Consider the following 23,449-nt stretch of genomic DNA (forward strand, 5'->3'; position numbering starts at 1 on the left):
TGAATAACGGGGTTGGCCCCTGGGGGACACGGCGTCCCCGCCCCCCGGTCCTGGCTTGCGGGTTTAGCACACCTGACGAAATCACTTTTTTGCTCGGGACGCAACAACCTCGTAGGCCAGGCTATTCCGAGCCCCCGTCCGTTATCGGCCAGATGCCGCCGTGCAAAAAAATGAAGTCCTGTCTTGCGCATTATCCAGCCCTATGCCCACGACAACAAATAACGCTTCAACCGGACGTTCGTGATCCATTCTAACAACAACCCTCATGCCGTTGCGGCTGGCCCTACGAAGATAACGCAATGATTCGACTTCTCTACATTAGCCATGCCGCCCCCATGATCTCGGAGGAACAAGTGCAGGACATCCTGCTGTCCTCGCGCCGAAATAATTCGGCCAGCAGTATCACGGGCATCCTGATCCACGGTGGAGGACTGTTCATGCAAGTTTTAGAAGGCCCGGAACAGGATGTGCTGCGCAAATATGTGAAGATTCTAGATGATCCCAGACACAGCGACGCACAGATTCTTTATATTTCTCCGGCGAACGATCGGATCTTTGAGAAGTGGTCGATGGGTGGCATCGAGAGTGATCCCTTGCAATTTCAATATATCTCCAAATTGCGCGCCCGCCGTCTACAGGTCATCGAGCCAAATAAGTTCACGGAGACGATGCGCGAGTTTGCACGGAGGCTGAGAGACGCGAAGTAGGTGAGCAGAGTTGCCCTGCGCGGTTGGGCCGGACTAGTTTTTTATGTCTTTTGGCGCAGGTATGGAATACCAGCGTTTTCAATTGACGCGAAGGTCCGATTTGGGCCTAAGAGGACGCACACGGCGGCCAGCGAGAAGATGGTGAACTGAACTGATGCCATGGCTAAAGCAATGCTGCTCCCCCTGTTTCAGTACCTTTTCGCTGCTCGCCTTCAGCACAGCATCGCCGAAAGGCGCTCGGCCACGTTGCAATGACGTAGTTTGAAAGTCTGCCAACCGCTCTTGGGGCTTAATTCGCCCTGCGCGCCACTCGCGCCACCACCAGCTCGATCAGCTCCGCAATCAATGGCCGGAACGTGGCGGCGCTGCCGCCCTGCCCCAGCATCACGGTGCGCGTGGTCAGGTGCGAGAAGACGGCGTCGAACAAGATTTGCGGCAGGTTGGAAAACGCGGTATCGGGCGCGATGCGGCCCTGGGTGCGCTGCTGCTCCAGCAGGCGCAGGATCAGCGCGTGCCACACTTGCGGGCCGTGCTCATACCAGGTGAGTCCCACGGCCGGCACGGCGGCCGCGCCCGTGACGACGAGGCGGTAGAAATCCACGTGGCGGGGGCTGGTGACGACGGCCACCAGCTCATCGAGTATCAGCTGCAAGCCCTGTTCCAGACCGACTTGCGATGTATCGAGCTGGCGCAGCGCGATGATGAAGTCAGCGCACAAATATTCGACCACCGCCACCAGCAGCTCCTGCTTGCTGCCGAAGTAGCGGTAGGCGGTGGCTTTCGAGCCGCCCGCCTCGGCCACGATAGCGTCCATGCTGACACCATCGTAGCCCGATGCGAGGAAGAGGTCCGCCGCTGCCACCAGCAGCTTGCGCCGCCGCTCCTCGCTTCGGGTACTCGGGGAAGCTGGAACGGTGCGCAACTGGGGCATGAAGCTAACTCTTACTGTGTCTTGGGAAGCGCGTATGCTATCACGTAATCTCCCCTGTCCGGGCTCTGGCGGGCGCCGCCCGCCGCCACCACCACGTACTGGCGGCCCGACTTGGGCGACACATACGTCATCGGCGTACCTTGCGAGCCGACGGGCATGCGCGCCTTCCACACTTCGCGGCCTGTGGCCATATCCATGGCGCGCAGGTAGTAATCCTGCGTGCCGGCATAAAACACCAGGCCAGAAGCGGTGCTCATGCCGCCACCCAGAGTGGGCATGCCCAGCGGGACAGGCAGCCGCGCGCGCACGCCGTTGACGACGGCATCTTGCACCGTGCCGGCCGGACGCTCCCACACCTTGGTGCGCGTTTTCAGGTCGATGGCGGCAAACACGCCCCAGGGCGGACTTTGGCAGGGTATGCCCAGCGGCGAGTTGAAGGCCTTGTGGTCGATGACGAAGGGCGTGCCATCCATGGGATAGGTGCTGCCCACGCCATGGCCAGCCGTCAGCTTGGCCACGTCCACCGTTTCGCGCGGCACCAGCTTGACCACTTGCGGCATGCGGATATCGTTGACGAACATATAGCCATTGCTTTCATCGACGGCCGCGCCGCCCCAATTGAAGCCACCGTAGTAGCCCGGATAAATCAGCGTCTCCTTTGTACTTGGCGCCGTGAACTCGCCCTGGTAATTAAGCTTGCGGAAGCTAATGCGGCAGGCCAGCTGGTCGAAGAAGGTGGCACCCCACATGTCGCGCTCCGTCAGGGTTTGCGCGCCGAGGGCCGGCATGCCGGTGGAATATGGCTGCGTCTTGGACACCCAGTCGCCAGCCGCGTGCTCCTGCGGCACGGGTTTTTCCACCACGTCCGCAATCGGTTTGCCGGTGCGGCGATCCAGCATGAATATCTGGCCGCGCTTGGTCAGCTGCACCAATGCGGGGATCTTGCCGCCCTTGCCGTCCGGGACGTCGTACAGGGCCGGCTGCGCGGCCACGTCGTAATCCCAGATGTCGTGGTGGACGGTTTGATACGTCCAGCGCTCGCGGCCCGTGGCCATGTCGAGGGCGACGATGGCCGACGCGTATTTTTCCGTCAGCGGCGGACGCTTGCCACCCCAGAAGTCGGGCTGCTCGTTACCCGTCGGCAGGTACACCAGGCCCAGTGCATCGTCGAACGCCGGCGCGGACCACATATTCGGCGTGCTGCGCGTGTAAGTCTGCCCTTCAGGCGGCAGCTTGGTGATGGCAGGATTGCCCAGGTCCCAGGCCCACACCAGTTCCCCCGTGTCGGCGCTGTAGGCGCGCACGACGCCCGATGGCTCATCGGTGGAGCGGCCGTCAAACACCCAGCCACCAAGGATGATCAGATTGCGCGCCACCGTCGGCGCGGACGTGTAGGCGTAGTACGGCACGTTCATTTTCACCTTGCCCAGGCCAACGGTCAGGTCGACGGAGCCCTGGTCGCCGAAACCCTCGCACCGCTTGCCCGTCTGCGCATCGATCTCGATCAGGCGCGCATCCATGGTCACTTGCACGATGCGCTTGGCGCACGCGCCTGCCACCGGCGCGCCGGCTGTTCGCATGCCCTCGAACTGGAACGGCTTATCCACCTTGGCCGGCTCGTAATAGCCGACGCCGCGGCAGCGGTTCCACGTCTTGGTGTTGGCCGGCTTGGGATCGAAGCTCCAGCGCTGCTTGCCCGTGTCCGCGTCCAGCGCGATGACCTTGCTGGTCGGCGTGCACGTGTAGATGGTGTCGCCGATTTGCAGCGGCGTGTTTTGCGACTCGGACGCGCCTTCGGCAATTTCGCCCGAGCGGTAGCTCCACGCCACTTGCAGCTGGACGACGTTAGCCTTGTCGATCTGCGTGTAGGGCGCGAAGCGCGTGCCCTTCGGCCCATAACCGTAATGCGCCCAGTTGCTGCTGCCGTCATTGACGGCCGTCACAGCATCCTGCTGCGGCTGCACGCTGGCCTCCGTCACCCCATGCGGCTTGAACATGGCGGCGAAACCGGCCACCAGCAAGACGGCCAACAAGGCAGCGAAACCGCGCGCCTGGCCAGTGTGTTTGCGCCCCGTCAGCCACGGATGCAGCAAGGCGGCCACCAGGCCGATAACCAGGAATGGCGCCAGGCGCGGCACCATGGGCCAGAAAGCAAAACCGATTTCCCACACGGCCCAGGCCATGGTGGCGATGAGCAGCGCGGCGATGATGCTGCTCGCCAGCGGCTTGCGGCGCAAGTACAGCACGCCGGCCAGGATCAAGCCGAGTCCAGCCAGCAGGTAATACCAGGAACCGCCTAGCGTAATGAGTTCGATGCCGCCCGCCGCCAGGGCCAGGCCGGAAAGTACGAGAAATATGCCAAAAACCGCGAGGGCAATGCACTTGCCCCTGGAAACCGACGGGATCGCCGTCGCTCCATTCTTTGTTGAAGTGTCCATTTTTTATCCATGACGCCTCCCCTGCCTAGGCAAACACGCCGGAGATGGCTGATTTTTTAAATCTACGTAGTGAAACTGTACTGTACGGTTTCATTTTATGCCGATTTTTGATGCAAGTAAAGAAAGTGATGTCGGAGCTGGATTTTTGGCGGGGATGGGATGGCGATGCGACGCCGGCGGGCCGGTTTTGACGTTCAAGCAAAGGCTGTTGTAAGGCTCGAAAAACGCCCAGGGCTAGGCGCCCCGCCGAAGACAGTACGAATAGTACGGCGAGGCGGAGCAACAACGCTCTGGGCGTTTTCTCGGGTGTTACAAAGACGCCATGTCGATCACGAAGCGGTACCGCACATCGCTCTTCACGACGCGCTCGAAGGCCTCATTGATATCCTGGATGCGGATGATTTCGATGTCGGAAACGATATTGTGCTTGCCGCAGAAATCCAGCATTTCCTGGGTTTCCTTGATCGAGCCGATCATGGAACCGGACAGGCTGCGGCGCGCGCCCACCAGGCCGAAGGCGCTGATCGGCGGCACGGCGCCGTCCGGGATGCCGACGATGACCATGTTGCCGTCAACTTTCAGCAGGTTGATGTACTGGTTCCAGTCGATGGACGCGCCCACGGTGCAGATGATCAGGTCGAAGGTGCCGGCCAGCTTGCTGAAGGTTTCCGCATCATTGGTGGCGTAATAATGGTCGGCGCCCAGGCGCAGGCCATCTTCGCGCTTCGACAGGGTCTGGCTCAGCACCGTCACTTCGGCGCCCATGGCGTGGGCAATCTTGACGCCCATGTGGCCCAGGCCCCCCATGCCCAGGATGGCGACTTGCTTGCCGGGGCCCGCCTTCCAGTGGTTCAGCGGCGAGTACAAAGTGATGCCGGCGCACAGCAGCGGCGCGGCAGCATCCAGCGGCAGGTTATCGGGTATCGACAGCACATAGCCTTCCTTGACGACGATGCTGTCCGAATAGCCGCCCTGGGTGGCTGTCTTGCCATCCGCTTCCAGGCCGTTGTAGGTCTGGATCAGGCCTGGCATATACTGTTCCAGGTCCACGTTGCGCGTCTTGCAGGTGGTGCAGGAATCGACGAAGCAGCCCACGCCCACGTGGTCGCCCACCTTGAACTTGCTGACATTGGCGCCAACGGCCGTGACGACGCCGGCGATTTCATGGCCGGGTACCATGGGGAAGGCGGCGCCGCCCCATTCGTCGCGCGCCTGGTGGATGTCGGAATGGCACACGCCACAGTATTTGATCGAGATGGCCACGTCGTCTGCGCGCGGGGCGCGGCGCTCGAAGGTGAATGGTTGCAGTGCGGAGGTAGGGCCCAGTGCGGCATAGCCTTTGGCGATGGTGGTCATGAAAACTCCTTGAGTGATAGTGCGGAAAATGCGCGTGCCATGCATGCGATTGCACAAGTGTGCCCGAGAAGCCCGGTCACCGTTACCGCGATCCTGCAAGACCTTTGCACGATCCTCCAAATCTGCGTAAGATCATGCCCTGCCCCTACCCGCCAGACGCCTGCCCGCCCCATGTCCACACAGATTCCCCCGCAAGATGAAATCGCCGCCCTGATCAGCCGCCACGCGCCGCGCACGGGCGACTACACGACGGCCATCGGCAACCTCACCTTCCACCGCCAGTCCTCGGTCACCGAATCGCTGTTCCATGCGGCGCGCCCCAGCGTGGCCATCATCGCGCAGGGGGCGAAGGATGTCACATTGGGAAGCGAAACCTTCCACTACAGCCGCATGCAGTATCTGCTGACCTCCGTCGACCTGCCGGTGCAGGTGCGCGTGGTGGAAGCGAGCGTGGAGCAGCCGCACCTGTGCGTGGTGCTGGGCATCGACATTGCCGACGTGGCGGCGCTGCTCGACAGCGACAATGCGACGCGGCAGAAAATCCTCCCCGCCACGCGTGGCATTTCCGTCAGCGACGTCTCGCCCGAGCTGCTCGACGCCATGCTGCGCCTCGTGCGCCTGCTCGACAAACCGGCGGAAATCGCCGCGCTGGCGCCCCTGATCCGCCGCGAACTCACTTATCGCCTGCTGAACGGCCCCGTCGGCGCGCGTCTGCGCCACATGGCGCTGGCCAGCAGCCAGTCGCACCAGGTCGGACAAGCCATCGACTGGATCAAGCACAATTATTGCGAACCGCTGCGCATCGAGCACCTGGCCGGCATCGCCAACATGAGCATGTCCTCGCTGCACCACCATTTCAAGGCGATCACCGCCATGACGCCGATGCAGTACCAGAAGCTGCTGCGCCTGCAGGAAGCACGGCGCTTGATGCTGGTCGAGCAGATCGACGCGGGCACGGCCGGCTACCGGGTCGGCTACGCCAGCGAATCGCAGTTCAGCCGCGAATACAGCCGACAGTTCGGCCGCGCCCCCATGCGCGACGTGGGCCAGGTACGCGCTCAACTGAGCGGTGCCAGTGCCAGTGCCAGTGCCAGTGCCGGTAGCGCCTATTCCAGCTTGCCGTAAGCGCCGCCGCCCGGCGTCTCGATCACGAACACGTCGCCCGCTTGCATGTCGGTCTTGCCGATATGCGCCAGGTGCTCCAGCGTGCCGTCAACCCGCTCCACGTAATTGCGCCCCAGCGCGCCCGTTGCGCCGCCTGCCATGCCGAACGGCGGAACAATGCGGTTATTCGACAAGATCGCCGCCGTCATCGGCTCCAGAAAGCGCAGCCTGCGCACGCCGCCATTGCCGCCGTGCCAGCGCCCGGCACCGCCCGAACCTGCACGGATGCTGTAGCTGTCGAGCCGCACGGGGAAACGCCACTCGAGGATTTCCGGGTCCGTCAACCGCGAATTGGTCATGTTCGTCTGCACCACGTCCGTACCATCAAAACCGGGGCCGGCCCCCGAGCCGCCCGCTATGGTCTCGTAATACTGGTACTTGGCGCTGCCAAACGTGAAATTGTTCATCGTGCCCTGTGAGGCGGCCATGGCGCCAAGGGCGCCATACAGAGCGTTCGTGATGCAGGTCGAGGTTTCCACATTGCCCGACACGACGGAGGCCGGGTACTGCGGATTGAGCATGGAGCCGGGCGGGATGATCACGGTCAAAGGCTTCAAACAGCCCGCGTTCAGCGGAATATCGTCGTCGACCAGGGTGCGGAACACATACAACACGGCGGCCATGCAGACGGCAGACGGCGCATTGAAATTGTTCGGCAGCTGGCCGGACGTGCCCGTAAAGTCGATGCTGGCGCTGCGCTGCGCTGCGTCGACCTTGATCGCCACCTCGATGCGCGCGCCGTTGTCCAGGTCCAGCGCATAGCTGCCATCGTTCAGGGTGGTGATGACCCTGCGCACGGCTTCCTCGGCATTGTCCTGCACGTGGCACATGTAGGCTTGCACCACGAGCAAGCCGAAATGCGCGACCATCTTGTGCAGTTCTTCAGCCCCCTTCTGGTTGGCCGCCACCTGGGCGCGCAAATCGGCCAGGTTTTGCTGCGGATTGCGGGCGGGCCAGCTGGCGCCCGTCAGCAAGGCCAGTGTTTCATCCTCGCGCAGCATGCCGGTGGCGCCGTCGACCAGCTTGAAATTGTCGATCAACACGCCCTCTTCCTCGATGCGCGCGGAGTCCGGCGGCATGGAGCCGGGCGTGGTGCCGCCGATGTCCGCATGGTGGCCGCGCGAACCGACGTAGAATAGGATGGCCGCGCCCTCCTCGTCAAAGACGGGAGAAATCACCGTCACGTCGGGCAAATGCGTGCCGCCGTGGTAAGGGTCGTTCAGCATGAAGACGTCGCCGGGCCGCATGGCGCCCGCATTGCGCGTCATGACGGTGCGGATGCTCTCGCCCATGGAACCGAGGTGCACGGGCATGTGCGGCGCATTGGCGATCAGCTGGCCTTGCGCGTCGAAGATGGCGCAGCTGAAATCGAGCCGCTCCTTGATGTTGACGGAATGGGCCGTGTTCTGCAGGCGCAAGCCCATCTGCTCGGCAATCGACATGAACAGATTATTGAATATTTCCAGCATCACCGGATCGGCATTGGTGCCGATAGCGACTCGCTCTGGCAAGGTGGCGTCCCTGCGCAAGATCAAATGACCGTGCGCCGTCACTTGCGCGCGCCAGCCAGGCTCGATCACGGTGGTGGCGTTGGCGTCGCTGACGATGGCAGGACCGGCTATGGTATCGCCGGGACGCAGGCTGCTTGCCACATACAGGCCGCTGTCGCGCCACGCACCATCACAGTACATGGCCACCATCTGCACGGGCAGCAGCGCGCCCGCGCGCGCCGCATATGCCGGCGTGGCCACTGCGGGCGCCTCGGATGCGCCGATGGCTTCCACGGAAATGGCTTCGACAATCAAGGCGCGCGCCGGCATCAAGAAGGAAAAACGCTTTTTGTACGCCGCTTCGAACTGCGCCTGCATGCCGGCCGCCGTATCGAACAGCACGACGAGGGCCGAATCCGTGCCCTCATAGCGCAGGTGCACGCGCGACACCAGGGCGATGCGCTCCGGCGCCACGCCCTGGCGCAGCAAGTCACCCCGCGCCAGTTCGCCCAATTGCGCAACATCGGGCGCCAGATCCACGCCCAATGCCGCTTCGACAGCCCGTTCGCGCATGGCGCTCTGGTCGGCCAGGCCCATGCCGTAGGCTGACATCACGCCCGCCAGGGTGTGGATGAAGACCGTGCGCATGCCCAGCGCATCGGCCACCAGGCAGGCATGCTGACCGCCCGCGCCGCCAAAGCTGGTCAGCGCATATTCGGTGACGTCGTGACCACGCTGCACGGAAATCTGCTTGATGGCGTTGGCCATGTTGCCGATGGCGATGGCGATATAGCCTTCGGCCACCTGCTCCGGCGTACTGCCCACCGTGCGCGCCAGGGCCTCGAACTGGGCGCGCACGCTGGCAGTGTCCAGCGCCTCATTGGCGTCGGGGCCGAAGACGCGGGGAAAGAAGGCGGGCTGCAGCTTGCCCAGCATGACGTTGCAGTCGGTGACGGCCAGCGGGCCGCCGCGCCGGTAGCTGGCGGGGCCGGGATTGGCGCCCGCGCTGTCCGGCCCCACCTTGTAGCGGGCGCCATCGAAGTGCAGGATGGAGCCGCCGCCCGCCGCCACCGTGTGGATGCTCATCATGGGGGCGCGCATGCGCACGCCGGCGATCTGCGTTTCGAACACGCGCTCGAATTGGCCCGCGTAATGCGACACATCCGTCGAGGTGCCGCCCATGTCGAAGCCGATGACTTTATCGAAGCCGGCCAGCGCACTGGCGCGCACCATGCCGACGATGCCGCCGGCGGGGCCGGACAAAATACTGTCCTTGCCCTGGAAGGCGCGCGCATCCGTCAAGCCGCCGTTCGATTGCATGAATTGCAGGTGCACGCCGGGCAGCTCGGCCGCCAGCTGGTCCACGTAGCGGCGCAAGATGGGCGACAGATAGGCGTCGACCACCGTCGTGTCGCCGCGCGCCACCAGTTTCATCATGGGGCTCACCTCGTGCGACACGGAGACCTGGGTAAATCCCACCTGGCGCGCCAGTTGCGCCAGCCGCGCCTCGTGCGCGTGGTAGCGGTAGCCGTGCATCAGCACGATGGCGATGGCACGCACGCCGCGCGCATGGGCAAGTTCCAGCGCGCTGCGCGCGGCGGCCTCGTCGAGCGGGGTCACGACGTCACCGTGGGCGCCCACGCGCTCATCGATCTCGATCACGTCGCCATACAACAGTTCCGGCAAAATGATCTGGCGCGCGAACAGCTGCGGGCGATTCTGGTAGGCGATGCGCAAGGCGTCGCGAAAGCCGCGCGTGATGGCCAGCACCGTGGCCTCGCCCTTGCGTTCGAGCAGCGCATTGGTCGCTACCGTCGTCCCCATCTTGATGGCGCCCACCTGTTCGACAGGCAGCGGCGCGCCAGGCGCAAGCCCCATCAGCTGGCGCATGCCGGCCAGCGCCGCGTCGCGGTACTGGCCCGGGTTCTCCGACAGCAGCTTGTGGGTGGCCAGGCTGCCGTCAGGACGGCGCGCCACGATGTCCGTAAAGGTGCCGCCCCGGTCGATCCAGAATTGCCAGTCCATCGTCCTGCCCCCGTGCTTATGTGAGATGGCTATTGTAGCCGCCAAACAGTGGCGCGTTTCAGGCGTGCGCACCTTGCCTTTCGCCCGCTTCGGCCGTATGTTGAAAGCATGCTGACTAACGGAACACGCGCCATGCCCCTGATCGACTCTGCAACACCGCTGTACGCCATCGCCGAACTGCGCGCCATCGAACGAGCCGCCATGCGCGACCTGCCGCAAGGGCTGCTGATGCAGCGCGCGGGCCAGGCTGCCGCCAGTGCCGCCCTGAAGCTGCTGCACGCCCAGGAAGACGGCGATGCGGGCCACCGGTGCGTACTGGTGCTGGCCGGCCCCGGCGACAATGGCGGCGATGCGCTGGAAGCGGCGGCGCACCTGGCCGCCAGCGGCGCCGAGGTGCTCGTCTGGCTGGCGCCCGAGGCGCAAGCCACGTCACCCGAACGCGAACAGGCGCTGAGCCGCGCGCGCAACAGCGCCGCGCGCTTCATGGACGCGGCGACCAGCATCGCCTCGGCGGCCGTGGGCGCGGCGCCATGGCACCTCGTCATCGATGGCCTGTTCGGCATTGGCGCGTCGCGTCCCCTGGATGGCGAATGCCGCGACATGGCACAACTGGTCAACGACCTGGCATGCCCCGTGCTGGCGCTCGACGTGCCGAGCGGCCTGCACGCCGATACGGGCGCCGTCGACGGCACCGCCATCCGCGCCACGCATACGCTCACCTTCATCGGCGACAAGCCGGGCCTGCACACGGCAAATGGCCGCGACTATGCGGGCGAAGTGGAAGTGGCCGCGCTGGCCATCGACCCTTCACTGCTGCCGCCCGCCAGGGCCCAGTTGGGCGGCCTGCATCTGTTCGCGCGCCAGTTGCAGCCACGGCGCCAGAATACGCACAAGGGCAGCTACGGCAGCCTGGCCATCATCGGCGGGGCGCAGGGCATGGCCGGCGCGCCCATCCTGGCGGCCCGCACGGCCCTGCATGCGGGCGCGGGACGCGTGTACATCGCCTTTCCCGACGCGCCGCCGGCGTTTGACAGCGGCCAGCCGGAACTGATGTGCCGCCATGCCAGGGACGTGGACTTCTCGGGCCTGCACTTTGCCGCCCTGGTGGCCGGTCCCGGCCTCGGCGACGAGGTCGACACGGTGGAGCTCCTGCAGCGCACGTTCGCGAGTGACAGCCCGCTGCTGCTGGACGCCGATGCGCTGAACCTGATGGCGGCCGAGCCGGAATTGCAGTCGGCACTGGCCGTGCGCCCTGGCGCAGGGGCGACGATATTGACGCCCCATCCGCTGGAAGCGGCGCGCCTGCTCGACTTGACGGTGGCCGAGGTGCAGGCCGACCGCCTGGGCGCGGCACGCCAGCTGGCCACGCAGCTGGGCGTGATCGTGGTGTTGAAGGGTTCCGGCACGGTCATCGCCGCGCCCGATGGACAAGTCGTCATCAACAACACGGGCGGCCCCGCGCTGGCCACGGCCGGCACGGGAGACGTGCTGTCCGGCCTGTGCGGCAGCCTGCTGGCGCAGGGCTGGCCGGAATGGGAAGCGGCGCTGGGCGCCGTCTGGCTGCATGGCGCGGCGGCCGATGCGCTGGTGGCGGCAGGCAGCGGCCCGATAGGGCTGACGGCCGGGGAATTGATCCCGGCCATCCGCAAGCTGATCAATGCCTTGTCGGCATCATCACGCGCTAGATCAAGCGGCCAGCTGAAATAGTAATCGTGCGCCCGCAACGGGCGGCGATCGAACTGTCGTGCGTGACCAGCACCAGGGTCGAGCCCCGTTCGCGGTTCAGCTCGAACATCAGCTGGATCACGGCCTCGCCCGTGGCCGCATCGAGGCTGCCAGTCGGCTCATCGGCGAACAGCAGCGGCGGTTGCGTGACGAAGGCACGCGCCAGGGCCACGCGCTGCTGCTCGCCGCCGGACAGGTATTTGGGATAGTGCTTCAGACGGCTGCCCAGGTTCACTCTGCCCAGCATGGCTTGCGCCTTTTCCTTCGCGTCAGGGTCGCCGCGCAACTCCAGCGGCAGCATGACGTTTTCCAGCGCCGTGAGGTGGGCCAGCAGCTGGAAGGACTGGAACACGAAACCGAGCTTTTCCTTGCGAAAACCGGCGCGGCCGTCTTCGTCTAGGGCGAAGATATCCGTGCCATCGAGGATAACCTTGCCCTCGCTGGGCGTGTCCAGGCCGGCCAGCAAACCCAGCAAGGTGGACTTGCCGGAACCGGAGGCGCCGACGATGGCCAGCGTCTCCGCCGTTTGCACGGTAAAATCGACTTGATGCAGGATGGTCAGCTCACCATCGGCATCGGGAACGCGCTTGGCCAGCTGGACCACTTCGATGGCCGGCCGGGCATTTTGGCTGTTGGGTGCGGCGGGCCGCTGGGCCGCTGCGTCTGACGGGAGAAAACTGGTGGAAGTCGCTTTAGGGAATTCGGGCATGCTGATCTATCTTAAAAAATTTCGTGAACAAATAAGTGTCAAGGGCAGCAGCCGCATGCGGCGCCGCACCCTGTCCTTGCTTCCTGCGGCAGCCCTGCTCCTGGTGTCAGGCATGACGAACGCCTATTCTGCACCAAAAACGCTGCTGGTGCTCGGCGATAGTCTCTCGGCCGAATACGGGCTGGCACGGGGCACGGGCTGGGTGGCGCTGCTGGAACAACGGCTGGCCGCGCAAAAGAACGACACGCGCATCGTCAACGCCAGCATCAGCGGCGAGACCACCAGCGGCGGACGCGCGCGCCTGCCCGCACTGCTGGCCAAGCACCAGCCCGATGTCGTGCTGATCGAACTGGGCGCCAACGATGGCTTGCGCGGCTTGCCCGTGGCGGCTGCCGAAGCGAATCTGCGCGCCATGGGCGAGGCGGTGAAAAAGACGGGCGCGCAGGTCGTGCTGGTGGGCATGCGCATGCCGCCCAACTATGGCCGCGCCTATGGCGAGCAGTTTTATGGCGTGTACGGCAAGCTGGCCAAGGAATGGAAGGCGCCGCTGGTGCCCTTCATGTTCGAAGGCATCGCCGACCAGCCACAACTGTTCCAGGCTGACCGCATGCACCCGAATGCGCAGGCGCATCCGACGATTCTGAAAAATATCTGGCCACAATTGGCGCCATTGCTGAAAGCCAAGTAAGCCAGCACAGGTTGCAGACAAAAAAATAGCCGCTCGAAAGCGGCTATTTTTATGCGTGGAAACTAACTCTTATGGTGCTTCCGGCGCTGGGGCGGCTGGGGCGGTGACCGGCTTGACGATCTTCACCTTGGCCTTGTTTTTCAGGTACTCGACGTAATCGAACATTTCCTGTTGTGCCAGGATGCCGCTGATCTGGTCTTTCTCTTGCTGGCGGCGCGCTGCGTCCACTTGCGCCGGCTGCTGCACCTTGGCGATGCGGTAGATGCCGTAACCCAGGGCTGGCAGCTCAACGCCCACATAGGCTGGCAGTTTGCCCGTGTCGGCTTTCATGACTTGCGCGATGGCAGCGCGGTTGATGCCGTCAAGCTTGTTGCGCGACACCCATTGCGCCGCACCGAAACCGCTCGCATCACCGGAAGCCTTCAAGGCCGCCAGCTTGGTCTCGCCCGCCTTCTTGGCCAGCTTTTCCGCTTCTTCCAGGGTCACGCGCTGACGGATCATCGCTTCGACTTCGGCCAGCGGACGCTTGCTTGCCGGTTTGAATTCCACCACGCGGCCGGCGATCAGCACGTTCGGTGCGACGGTGACGGCTTCGGTATTGCGCTTGTCTTTCAGCGAGTCATTCGAGAAGATGGCGGTGAGGAACTTGGCATTGTTGAACGGTGCCTTGCCCAGTGCTGGCGACGGCGTGCGCGACAGGTTGGCGACGGTGTCCACTTTCAGTTTCAGCTTGTCGGCCACCGGCTTCAGGCTGTCCGATTGCTCGTAGACCATGTTGGTGAACGTTTCGGCCATTTCCGAGTATTTCTTGGCAGCAAATTGCTTGCGCAGGTCGGCCGTGATTTCGCCGCGCACTTCATCGAGCGCCCGCACGTGCTGTGGCTTGAGCGAGGTGACGGTGAGGATATGGTAGCCGAAATCGGAAGCGACGACATCGCTGATTTCGCCTTGCTTCAGTTTGCTTACCGCGCTCAGCAGCGGTGCCGGCAAGCCATCCTTGCCAATCACGCCCAGGTCGCCGCCCTGCTCTGCGGATGCCGGGTCTTCCGACTTGGCCTTGGCCACGGCGGCAAAGCTGCCAGGTGTCTTGCGCACGTCGGCCAGGATGGCCTCAGCCTTGGCCTTGGCGGCTGCCTTGTCGGCGGCCGATGCGTCTTTCTTGACAGCGACCAGGATGTGGCTGGCCTGACGCGCTTCTTCCGTCGTGTAGGCTTTCTGGTTCTTCGCATAGTAGGCCGTCACGTCGGCGTCGGTGACATCGACTTGCTCGCCGGCAGCGCTGTCGTCCAGCACGACGTATTCAATCTTGGCTTGTTCCGGGATCTCGAAGAACTTGCTGTTCTTGTCATAGAACGCCTTGATCATGGCGTCCGTCACTTTGACTTCCGGCACGTACTGGCCGATAGGCAACAGCAATTCCTGCACTTCACGCTCTTCCGAGGTGATATCGGACAGGCGCTTGGAGACGGTGCTCGGCGCGAAGGCGGTGCCTTGCACGGCGCCGGCCAATTGCTGCAGGGCCATATCGCTGCGGCGACGCGCATCGTACATCTGCGGCGTCATGCCTTGGGCAGCGAGCATGGATTTGTAGCGTTCCAGGTCGAATTTACCGTCCGGCAAGGTCAGGCCAGGGATTTCCAGCACTTCCTTTTGCAGCACGGCATCGCTGATGACCAGGTGGCTACGGCCCACTTCGGCGGCCACGGCGCGCTCTGCGATCAGGTTGTCAAGGATGCTCTGGCGCGCTTCCGGCGTGTCGAACATTTTCTGGTCGAACTGCTCGCCCATCATCTGGCGGTAGCGGTCGATCTGCTGACGTTGCGCTTCTTCATATTGCTGCTGCGTAACGACCTGGTCGCCGACCTTGGCGATGGTGTTCGCGCCATCGCCGAAGCTTTGGTAGCCGCTGATACCGACCAGTGCAAAAGACGGGACGATGACCAGCATCAAGAGAAACTGCATCAAGCGTCGATGGGTACGAATAAATTCAAACATGGTCAGCCAATTCGGGATGAGTGGATCACTATAAAAAAAGGCGAACATGCGTTCGCCTTGATTTCTTCGGCGGAATGGACGGGACAGATGTCCACTTCCCCTTTAGATTCAACAACTTGGCGCTGGAACTAAAGCAGGATTCTGACGCCCAAGCCATTATCTCCTGATTCTACAATGCCCATAGCGCTATAGCAAGAGTAAATCAGGGCGCGCGCCCTGCCCTGGCGCCGCATGCCAGTTATGGCTCGGCTCGGCTCGGCTCGGCGACCGATATTAAACACGGCGCAGCTTAAAGGGGATTTAAAGGATCGCACTTTTTATTCAAAACGGCATGTCGGAAATTGGAGATGGGGGCGCGCGCCGATAATCGGGCACATAAAAGAAAAACCCGCGCTACTTATTCAGCAGCGCGGGCTTCTATATTCTGGCGGAGCGGACGGGACTCGAACCCGCGACCCCCGACGTGACAGGCCGGTATTCTAACCAACTGAACTACCACTCCTTAAGAGCGTATTTTTTTGGCGGAGCGGACGGGACTCGAACCCGCGACCTCCGACGTGACAGGCCGGCATTCTAACCAACTGAACTACCACTCCGAAAAATACACAGTACTACTTGCATTTGCATCCAGGCTTGCGATCCGAAGAACTTCTAGCCTGAAATCGCGGCACCCGGAGGCGCCGCCAAATGTTTCCGGTGATTGTCACCTCACCGAAGTCCGTTAGTTTACAGCATCCTTCAAAGCTTTACCAGCTTTAAATTTTGGAACTTTTGCAGCTTCGATCGTGATCGCTTCTTTGGTACGCGGATTGCGGCCGGTACGCTCAGCGCGTTCGCTGACCGAGAAAGTACCAAAACCAACCAGCGTCACGCTGTCGTTGTTTTTCAAAGTTTCCGTCACGCCGCCGATAACAGCGTCGAGTGCGCGCGCAGCGGCGGCTTTGGAAATGTCAGCTTTTTCAGCAATGTGGTCGATCAATTCAGTCTTGTTCACTAGCATCCCCAATTACAAAGGTATAAAACGTTTACCGTATCGTTGCGGCACTTTTGGCACCACAGCTGTCCGGCGAAAAAAATGTGCAGGCGTATTAAACAAGCCACACTGTATATGTGTCAAGCGCTTTGGGGGCGCAATTCACGTTTCAATATAAAACAAGCGCTCTAAAAGCGCTTGTTTGGGGAAAACAGGGGTAAAACGTTAGTGTTTTACTACCTCGGTAGCCGCATCAGGCTTGGCTGCGGCGGCCGTGACAGCCTCCACTGCAGCGACGTCCGGCAACGGTTCAGGCATGCGCTCGAGGGCGATTTCCAGCACCTTGTCGATCCAGCGCACCGGCACAATCTCCAGTTTGTTCTTGACGTTGTCCGGAATGTCGGCCAAGTCCTTCACATTCTGCTCTGGAATCAAGACCGTCTTGATGCCGCCGCGATGAGCCGCCAGCAGCTTCTCTTTCAGGCCGCCGATCGGCAACACTTCGCCGCGCAAGGTGATCTCGCCCGTCATCGCCACGTCGGCGCGCACGGGGATGCCCGTGTAGACCGACACCATGGCCACCGTCATGGCCGCGCCAGCCGAAGGACCATCCTTCGGTGTCGCGCCTTCCGGCACGTGGATGTGGATGTCGCTCTTCTCGAACACGTCCGCCTTGATGCCCAGGCGCTGTGCCCGGCTGCGCACCACCGTGCGGGCTGCCTCGATCGACTCTTTCATGACGTCGCCCAGGGTACCCGTGCGGATAATGCCGCCCTTGCCCGGCATCGACACGGCTTCGATGGTCAGCAGATCGCCGCCCACTTCCGTCCATGCCAGACCGACCACCTGGCCCACCTGGTTTTCTTTCTCTGCGACACCGAAATCATAGCGGCGCACGCCGAGGAATTTATCCAGGTTCTTCGAGTTGACGATGACTTTCTTGTCGGATTTCTTCAGCAGCAGCATCTTGACCACCTTGCGGCAAATCTTCGACACTTCACGCTCGAGCGAACGCACACCGGCTTCCCGCGTGTAGTAGCGGATGATGTCGCGCAAGGCCGACTCGGCCACCGAAATTTCCTCTTCCTTCAAACCATTGTTCTTGATCTGCTTCGGCAGCAGGTAACGCTGCGCGATGCTGGTCTTTTCATCTTCCGTGTAACCGGACAGACGGATCACTTCCATGCGGTCAAGCAAGGCTGGCGGAATGTTGTACGAGTTCGACGTCGCCACGAACATCACGTCGGACAAGTCGAAATCGACTTCGATGTAGTGGTCGGAGAAGGTGTGGTTCTGTTCCGGATCGAGCACTTCCAGCAGGGCCGACGATGGATCGCCACGGAAATCGGCGCCCATCTTGTCGACTTCATCGAGCAGGAACAAAGGATTGCGCACGCCGACTTTCGACAGCGATTGCAAAATCTTGCCCGGCATCGAGCCGATGTAGGTGCGGCGATGACCGCGGATCTCGGCTTCGTCGCGCACGCCACCCAGGGCCATGCGCACGAACTTGCGGTTCGTGGCGCGGGCGATGGACTGGCCCAGCGAAGTCTTGCCGACGCCAGGAGGACCGACGAAGCACAGGATAGGCGCTTTCAGCTTGTCGACGCGCTGTTGCACTGCGAGGTATTCCAGGATACGTTCCTTGACCTTGTCGAGGCCGTAGTGGTCGCCTTCGAGCACTTTTTCCGCATTCGCCAGGTCGTTATTGACCTTGGATTTCTTTTTCCAAGGCAAGTTGACCAGGGTGTCGATGTAGTTGCGCACGACCGTGGCTTCGGCCGACATCGGCGACATCAGCTTGAGCTTTTTCAACTCGTTGGTCGCCTTGTCGAGCGCTTCCTTCGGCATCTTGGCCGAAGCGACTTTTTTCTCCAGCTCGTCGAGGTCGGCACCATCTTCGCCCTCGCCCAGCTCTTTCTGGATCGCCTTGACCTGCTCGTTCAGGTAATACTCGCGCTGCGACTTTTCCATCTGGCGCTTGACGCGGCCACGAATGCGCTTTTCCACTTGCAGGATGTCGAGTTCGCCTTCGAGCTGGCCCAGCAGGTGTTCGAGACGCTTGGCCACGCTGAAAATTTCCAGGATGACTTGTTTTTGCTCAAGCTTCAGGGGCAGATGCGCGGCCACCGTGTCGGCCAGGCGGCCGGCATCGTCGATGCCAGACAAGGACGCCAGGATTTCCGGTGGGATCTTTTTGTTCAGTTTGACGTATTGGTCGAACTGCTGCACGATCGCGCGGCGCATGGCTTCGACTTCCGACTCGTCGCCCGGCTCGGACTCGAGCGGCGTCAGGTCGGCGATGAAATGCGTCGGCGCATCGCTGATGTGGTTGATACGGGCACGCTGCGCGCCTTCGACCAGCACCTTGACGGTGCCATCGGGCAGCTTCAGCATTTGCAGAATATTGGCGACACAGCCAATTTCATAGATATCCGAAGGGGACGGCTCGTCCTTCGCGGCTGCTTTTTGAGCGGCAAGCATGATGCTCTTGCCCTGCTCCATCGCAGCTTCCAGCGCCTTGATCGACTTTGGACGGCCAACGAACAGCGGTATCACCATATGCGGGAAAACGACGACATCCCGCAACGGCAATAACGGCAGTTGAGTTTGCTCAGTTAATTTGGAAGTTGTCATGGCGTACCTTATAGAAAGCGTGTTTACGATGTTGGCGCTCGCTGCCAAAACACAAGACCGGCGAGAATAAATAATTCTGTGAAACAAACATAAAGTCTATTTCGCAAAACACACCCGCATGACTGTAACAAATGCAGTTTTAACAGTAAAAAAGCCACACGCAGCTAAGCGCCGCGAGTGGCTTTACGATTGAAGCCTGCACTCATTGGTTTAAATTGTACTGCCATGCATTAAGGAATCAAAACCCTTTTTATGCATTTGTCTCGGCAGTTTTCAATTTTCTCCGGAGGCTTTGGCAGTCTCTTGATAAATCAACAAAGGTTTGGCGCCACTGGTGATGGTATTTTCGTCGATGACGACTTTCACCACATTTTGTTCGCTCGGCAGTTCGTACATGACGTCCAGCAAAGCGTGTTCCAGGATCGAACGCAGGCCACGGGCACCGGTCTTGCGCGCCAGCGCCTTCTTGGCGATCGCATGCAGGGCGGCCGGACGAATCTCCAGTTCCGCGCCTTCCATCTCGAGCAGCTTCGAATACTGCTTGATCAGCGCATTCTTTGGCTCGACCAGAATCTGGATCAGTGCCTCTTCCGTCAATTCGGCCAGGGTGGCGATGACGGGCAGACGGCCCACCAGTTCCGGGATCAGGCCGAACTTGACCAGGTCTTCCGGTTCCGCTTGCAGCATCAGCTCACTGGCCGAGCTTTGCGACTTGCTGCGCACCGTGGCCGAGAAGCCGATGCCGCTCTTTTCGGAACGGTTGGCGATCACTTTCGACAGGCCGTCGAAGGCGCCGCCGCAGATGAACATGATGTTGGTCGTGTCGATCTGCACGAAATCCTGGTTCGGGTGCTTGCGGCCGCCTTGTGGCGGCACGGAAGCCATCGTGCCTTCGATGAGTTTCAGCAAGGCTTGCTGCACGCCCTCGCCCGACACGTCGCGCGTGATGGACGGATTATCGGACTTGCGCGAAATCTTGTCGATTTCATCGATGTAGACGATGCCGCGCTGGGCTTTCTCGACGTCGTAGTTGCAGCTTTGCAGCAGCTTCTGGATGATGTTTTCGACGTCCTCACCCACGTAACCGGCTTCGGTCAGGGTGGTGGCATCGGCGATCACGAACGGCACGTTGAGCATGCGCGCCAGGGTCTGTGCCAGCAGGGTCTTGCCCGAGCCGGTAGGACCGACCAGCAAGATGTTGCTCTTCGCCAGTTCGATGTCGTCTTTCTTGCCCAGGTGCTTGAGGCGCTTGTAATGGTTGTACACCGCCACCGACAGGATGCGCTTGGCAGTCTGCTGGCCGATCACGTACTGATCGAGCAAGGCGGCAATTTCTTGCGGCGTCGGCAGGTCGGATTTGGTACCGGTCACCGTCTCGATGCCCGACGTTTCATCACGGATGATGTCGTTGCACAGGTCGATGCACTCGTCGCAAATGAACACGGACGGGCCGGCGATGAGTTTCTTCACCTCGTGCTGGCTTTTGCCGCAGAACGAGCAATACAGTAATTTTTCGCCGCTAGAGGATTTTTTGTCTGACATAAGGCATTTTGGTTGGAACTGCATTAACAATATTGCAAAATCGCAAGCCGGAGTGCGGTAGTTGCCCATAAGGCAACCACCCATGACGCGAGTGAACAACGTGCACAAGCTCCATGCTACCCGAAATAAAAGCGAAACGCCCGAACGTTTGATCGCCCGGGCGTTTACTTACATGCTTAGCAATACCGGTAGGGGCTCATCAAGCGCGGCTGGTCAACACTTTGTCGATCAAACCATACTCAACGGCCTCGTCGGCGGACATGAAACGGTCGCGGTCGGTGTCCTTGGCGATCTGTTCGATCGACTGGCCCGTGCGCTCGGCCATGATGCCGTTCAAGCGGGTGCGCAGGTACAGGATTTCCTTGGCCTGGATCTCGATGTCGGACGCCATGCCTTGCGAACCACCGGACGGCTGGTGAATCATGATGCGCGAGTTTGGCAGCGAGAAACGCTTGCCCTTGGCGCCAGCGGCCAGCAGGAAAGCGCCCATCGATGCGGCCATCCCGGTACACAGGGTCGAGACGTCCGGCTTGATGAACTGCATGGTGTCGTAGATGGCCATGCCGGCCGAGACCGAGCCACCTGGCGAGTTGATGTAGAGCGAGATTTCCTTTTCCGGATTTTCGCTTTCCAGGAACAGCAGCTGGGCGACAACCAGGTTGGCCATCTGGTCATTGACCGGGCCGACCATGAAAATCAAGCGTTCCTTCAGCAGGCGCGAGTAAATATCATACGAGCGCTCGCCGCGACCGCTTTGTTCCACCACCATCGGCACCAGGCCGAGCATCTCTGTGTCCAGCGCCGGATTACGGTTCATACCTGTCATTTCATTTCCTTGTGAAGCAGTTAGGGGATGCTACCACCAGCTTGGGACACCAAACAAACCTACTGCGCGTCGCGATTTGCGGCCTCCGATGCTCACTGTGCATTCGCACAGCTCCGCTTCTCAGCCACAACTCCCATCCGCTCGCTACGGTTTTGTTAGGTGTCAAAGGCAATAATGGCACCCCAATACCAACTGGTTTACGCTTGTGCGTTGCTTCCCATCAGTTCATCGAATGCAACTGCTTTCGACGTGACTTTCGACAGGCCCAACACGTAAGTGACGACGTTTTCTTCCAATACAAGGGCTTCGATCTCACCCAGACGACGACGGTCGCTGTAGTAGTACTTCAGCACTTCGCGTGGATCTTCGTAGCTTTGGGCGAAATCTTCGATTTGCGCCTTGACTTGCTCAGGCGTTGCCTGCAGCGTGTTGTCGCCCACCAGTTGCGACAGGATCAGGCCCAGGCGTACGCGACGCTCGGCTTTTTCTGCGAACAGTTCTGCTGGGAAAGGCACGTCCTTGACGTTCATGCCGCGCTGCGCCATGTCTTGACGGGTCATTTCGGCCAGGCGCTCGGAATCCTGAGCGATCAGCGTTTTTGGCACTTCCAGCTCAGCAACTTTGATCAGCGCGTCCATGACGGCTTCCTTGTTGCGTGCTTTCACGCGGCCAGCGACTTCGCGCTGCAGGTTGACTTTGATGTCTTCGCGCATTTTGGCCAGGTCGCCATCGGCAACGCCCAGCGATTTGGCGAATTCAGCATCGACTTCCGGCAGGTGCGCCCATTCCAGCTTTTGCAGGGTGATGGTGAACGAAGCGGTTTTGCCGGCCACGTCCTTGCCATGGTAGTCCTCAGGGAAGGACAATGGGAAAGTCTTGGACTCGCCCACTTTCAAGCCCAGCGTCGCGGCTTCGAATTCTGGCAGCATGCGGCCTTCGCCCAGCACGAAAGCGTAGCCTTCAGCTTTGCCGCCTGGGAATTCAACGCCGTCGATGGAACCGACGAAGTCGACCGTTACGCGGTCGCCGTTGGCAGCGATCGGCTCACCGCCGTCACCGTGTTCGCCAGCTTCGCCCTTGGTGTGGAAGTGCACGCGCTGCTTGCGCAGGATGTCGATGGTCTTGTCGATTTCGGCTTCCGACACGTCGGCTTGCACGGTTTCGATTTCAACGACCGTCAGGTCGCCAATGGCCACTTCCGGATACACTTCGAAGGTTGCGTCGAAAGCCAGCTGGCCTTCGGCTGCTTCTTCTTTCGGCACGATGTTCGGGAAACCGGCCACGCGCAGATTGTTTTCGTTGGCGGCGTCGTTGAACGCGCGGCCGACTTTGTCATTCAGCACTTCGGATTCAATTTGGTAGCCGTATTGTGCTGCGACCATTTTCAACGGCACTTTGCCCGGACGGAAGCCCGGTGCCTTAGCCGTACGGGCTTGCACTTTCAGGCGCTTCTCAACTTCCGTGCGGACGTCCGTCAGCGGGAAGGAGATCGTGATACGACGTTCGAGTTTGCCCAAGGTTTCGACTGCAGTTGCCATGTAAAAAATCGTCCAAAAAATAAACACTGTTGGTGCGAGAAAAGAAGACCCGACCCCTTGCGCCATCACTGGCGGCAAGACATGGGTCCAGCTTCACTCGCTCGCATATTCATCTGTAAAAGTACTGAAAACAGGACGATGGACCTGGTCTACCCGGCTGAGGGAAAACCCGCACCAGGCACCAAACAATCCGCCGCTTCCAGTACTGCGACAGGGCTCCGAGCAGCCAGCCATGCTTCTCAGTAAATGCAAGGCCAGCCATCATTCGGTAAAGCGTGGCATTATAACAAAGGACTTCGGGAAAGTGGCTGGCTTTGCAGCCTGGCCACAGAGGATACCAGCGGCAGCGAACGCGTCGCTACAGCCTGGGTGGCCCTGTCTTTACTCTTGCCCCGGCATTCATTATTTCGCCAGAGACAGGCTTTCCAGCCTGCTTCGTTCATTAGTATATGCGAACTGGCGCCCCGTCCGAAACAAAGAAATGCGCTCTCATCGAAGATTTCGGCCAAAAAACCTTTGATTTATCTCAATTTGGCCATTTTTTCGGCAAATCACTGCCCGCGCCCCGCCCTGGCACCCGATCTGCGGCGAAAAACAGCGCACAGACAGACATCCGGGCCGACGAAAAGAGCAAGAGGAAAACAGCGAAGACGCCTGCAAGGAGGCTGAGAACAACTTGATGGTGCTGCACATCCAGGCTGGAAC

Annotated in this window: 15 protein-coding genes and 2 tRNA genes; 4 read left to right on the top strand and 13 right to left on the bottom strand. The window is 61.2% G+C overall.

Translation table 11 applies throughout. The annotated features are described in order from the left end of the window. The first annotated feature begins 299 nt into the window (after positions 1–299). Positions 300–707, top strand: a complete 408-nt coding sequence (locus K0F85_RS26290; protein WP_219118798.1) for a BLUF domain-containing protein — start codon at positions 300–302, stop codon at positions 705–707. A 289-nt stretch (positions 708–996) separates the two neighbouring features. Here K0F85_RS26290 and K0F85_RS26295 read toward each other — a convergent pair whose 3' ends face one another. The 3 genes from K0F85_RS26295 to K0F85_RS26305 all read right to left on the bottom strand — a co-directional run bounded on the left by K0F85_RS26295 (position 997) and on the right by K0F85_RS26305 (position 5,432). Then, a complete protein-coding gene (locus tag K0F85_RS26295; RefSeq protein ID WP_219118799.1) occupies positions 997–1,638 on the bottom strand; it encodes a TetR/AcrR family transcriptional regulator in 642 nt (213 codons plus the stop codon). 11 nt (positions 1,639–1,649) lie between these two features. Then, positions 1,650–4,076 (bottom strand): membrane-bound PQQ-dependent dehydrogenase, glucose/quinate/shikimate family, encoded by a 2,427-nt coding sequence (locus K0F85_RS26300; protein ID WP_219118800.1) that lies wholly within the window; start codon positions 4,074–4,076, stop codon positions 1,650–1,652. A 309-nt stretch (positions 4,077–4,385) separates the two neighbouring features. Beyond that, positions 4,386–5,432, bottom strand: coding sequence for an NAD(P)-dependent alcohol dehydrogenase (locus K0F85_RS26305; protein WP_219118801.1), 1,047 nt, complete (start codon positions 5,430–5,432; stop codon positions 4,386–4,388). Between the two features lie 171 nt (positions 5,433–5,603). Between K0F85_RS26305 and K0F85_RS26310 the strand changes: the two genes are divergently transcribed. Next, the gene (locus tag K0F85_RS26310; RefSeq protein ID WP_219118802.1) at positions 5,604–6,557 is read left to right on the top strand and encodes an AraC family transcriptional regulator; all 954 of its coding nucleotides are present in this window, start codon (positions 5,604–5,606) and stop codon (positions 6,555–6,557) included. On the opposite strand, the gene K0F85_RS26315 is transcribed toward K0F85_RS26310, so the two are convergent. After that, complete coding sequence (locus tag K0F85_RS26315; protein ID WP_219118803.1) at positions 6,539–10,111, bottom strand: hydantoinase B/oxoprolinase family protein; 3,573 nt, start codon at positions 10,109–10,111, stop codon at positions 6,539–6,541. The two genes, K0F85_RS26310 and K0F85_RS26315, sit on opposite strands and share 19 nt — an antisense overlap. Before the next feature lie 108 nt (positions 10,112–10,219). Here K0F85_RS26315 and K0F85_RS26320 point away from each other — a divergent pair, with 108 nt between their 5' ends. Beyond that, positions 10,220–11,818, top strand: a complete 1,599-nt coding sequence (locus tag K0F85_RS26320; protein WP_257638178.1) for an NAD(P)H-hydrate dehydratase — start codon at positions 10,220–10,222, stop codon at positions 11,816–11,818. Here K0F85_RS26320 and K0F85_RS26325 read toward each other — a convergent pair. Beyond that, entirely contained in the window at positions 11,793–12,545 is a 753-nt protein-coding gene (locus K0F85_RS26325) for an ABC transporter ATP-binding protein (RefSeq protein WP_374198826.1), read from the bottom strand. The two genes, K0F85_RS26320 and K0F85_RS26325, sit on opposite strands and share 26 nt — an antisense overlap. Here K0F85_RS26325 and K0F85_RS26330 point away from each other — a divergent pair. After that, positions 12,544–13,233 carry an arylesterase gene (locus tag K0F85_RS26330; protein WP_374198827.1) on the top strand — a complete coding sequence of 230 codons (690 nt, stop codon included), beginning with the start codon at positions 12,544–12,546 and terminating at the stop codon, positions 13,231–13,233. The two genes, K0F85_RS26325 and K0F85_RS26330, sit on opposite strands and share 2 nt — an antisense overlap. A gap of 69 nt (positions 13,234–13,302) precedes the next feature. Here K0F85_RS26330 and K0F85_RS26335 read toward each other — a convergent pair whose 3' ends face one another. From K0F85_RS26335 to tig, 8 genes are all read right to left on the bottom strand, one after another. Then, on the bottom strand, positions 13,303–15,228 hold the full coding sequence (locus K0F85_RS26335) for a SurA N-terminal domain-containing protein (RefSeq protein WP_219118804.1): 1,926 nt from the start codon (positions 15,226–15,228) through the stop codon (positions 13,303–13,305). 425 nt (positions 15,229–15,653) lie between these two features. Beyond that, positions 15,654–15,730 (bottom strand) — tRNA-Asp (locus K0F85_RS26340). Positions 15,731–15,747: 17 nt separating this feature from the next. Next, positions 15,748–15,824, bottom strand: a tRNA-Asp gene (locus tag K0F85_RS26345). A gap of 125 nt (positions 15,825–15,949) precedes the next feature. Further along, the gene (locus tag K0F85_RS26350; RefSeq protein WP_010398442.1) at positions 15,950–16,222 is read right to left on the bottom strand and encodes an HU family DNA-binding protein; all 273 of its coding nucleotides are present in this window, start codon (positions 16,220–16,222) and stop codon (positions 15,950–15,952) included. A gap of 204 nt (positions 16,223–16,426) precedes the next feature. After that, positions 16,427–18,838 carry an endopeptidase La gene (lon, locus tag K0F85_RS26355; RefSeq protein ID WP_219118805.1) on the bottom strand — a complete coding sequence of 804 codons (2,412 nt, stop codon included), beginning with the start codon at positions 18,836–18,838 and terminating at the stop codon, positions 16,427–16,429. A gap of 273 nt (positions 18,839–19,111) precedes the next feature. After that, positions 19,112–20,380, bottom strand: a complete 1,269-nt coding sequence (clpX, locus tag K0F85_RS26360) for an ATP-dependent Clp protease ATP-binding subunit ClpX (RefSeq protein WP_219118806.1) — start codon at positions 20,378–20,380, stop codon at positions 19,112–19,114. Positions 20,381–20,579: 199 nt separating this feature from the next. Beyond that, the gene (gene clpP, locus K0F85_RS26365) at positions 20,580–21,197 is read right to left on the bottom strand and encodes an ATP-dependent Clp endopeptidase proteolytic subunit ClpP (protein WP_374106865.1); all 618 of its coding nucleotides are present in this window, start codon (positions 21,195–21,197) and stop codon (positions 20,580–20,582) included. A gap of 206 nt (positions 21,198–21,403) precedes the next feature. After that, positions 21,404–22,744 (bottom strand): trigger factor, encoded by a 1,341-nt coding sequence (gene tig / locus K0F85_RS26370; protein ID WP_219118807.1) that lies wholly within the window; start codon positions 22,742–22,744, stop codon positions 21,404–21,406. Positions 22,745–23,449: the final 705 nt, after the last annotated feature.

Source organism: Janthinobacterium sp. UMAB-56, assembly GCF_900095265.1.
In the GTDB taxonomy this organism is placed as follows: domain Bacteria; phylum Pseudomonadota; class Gammaproteobacteria; order Burkholderiales; family Burkholderiaceae_D; genus Janthinobacterium.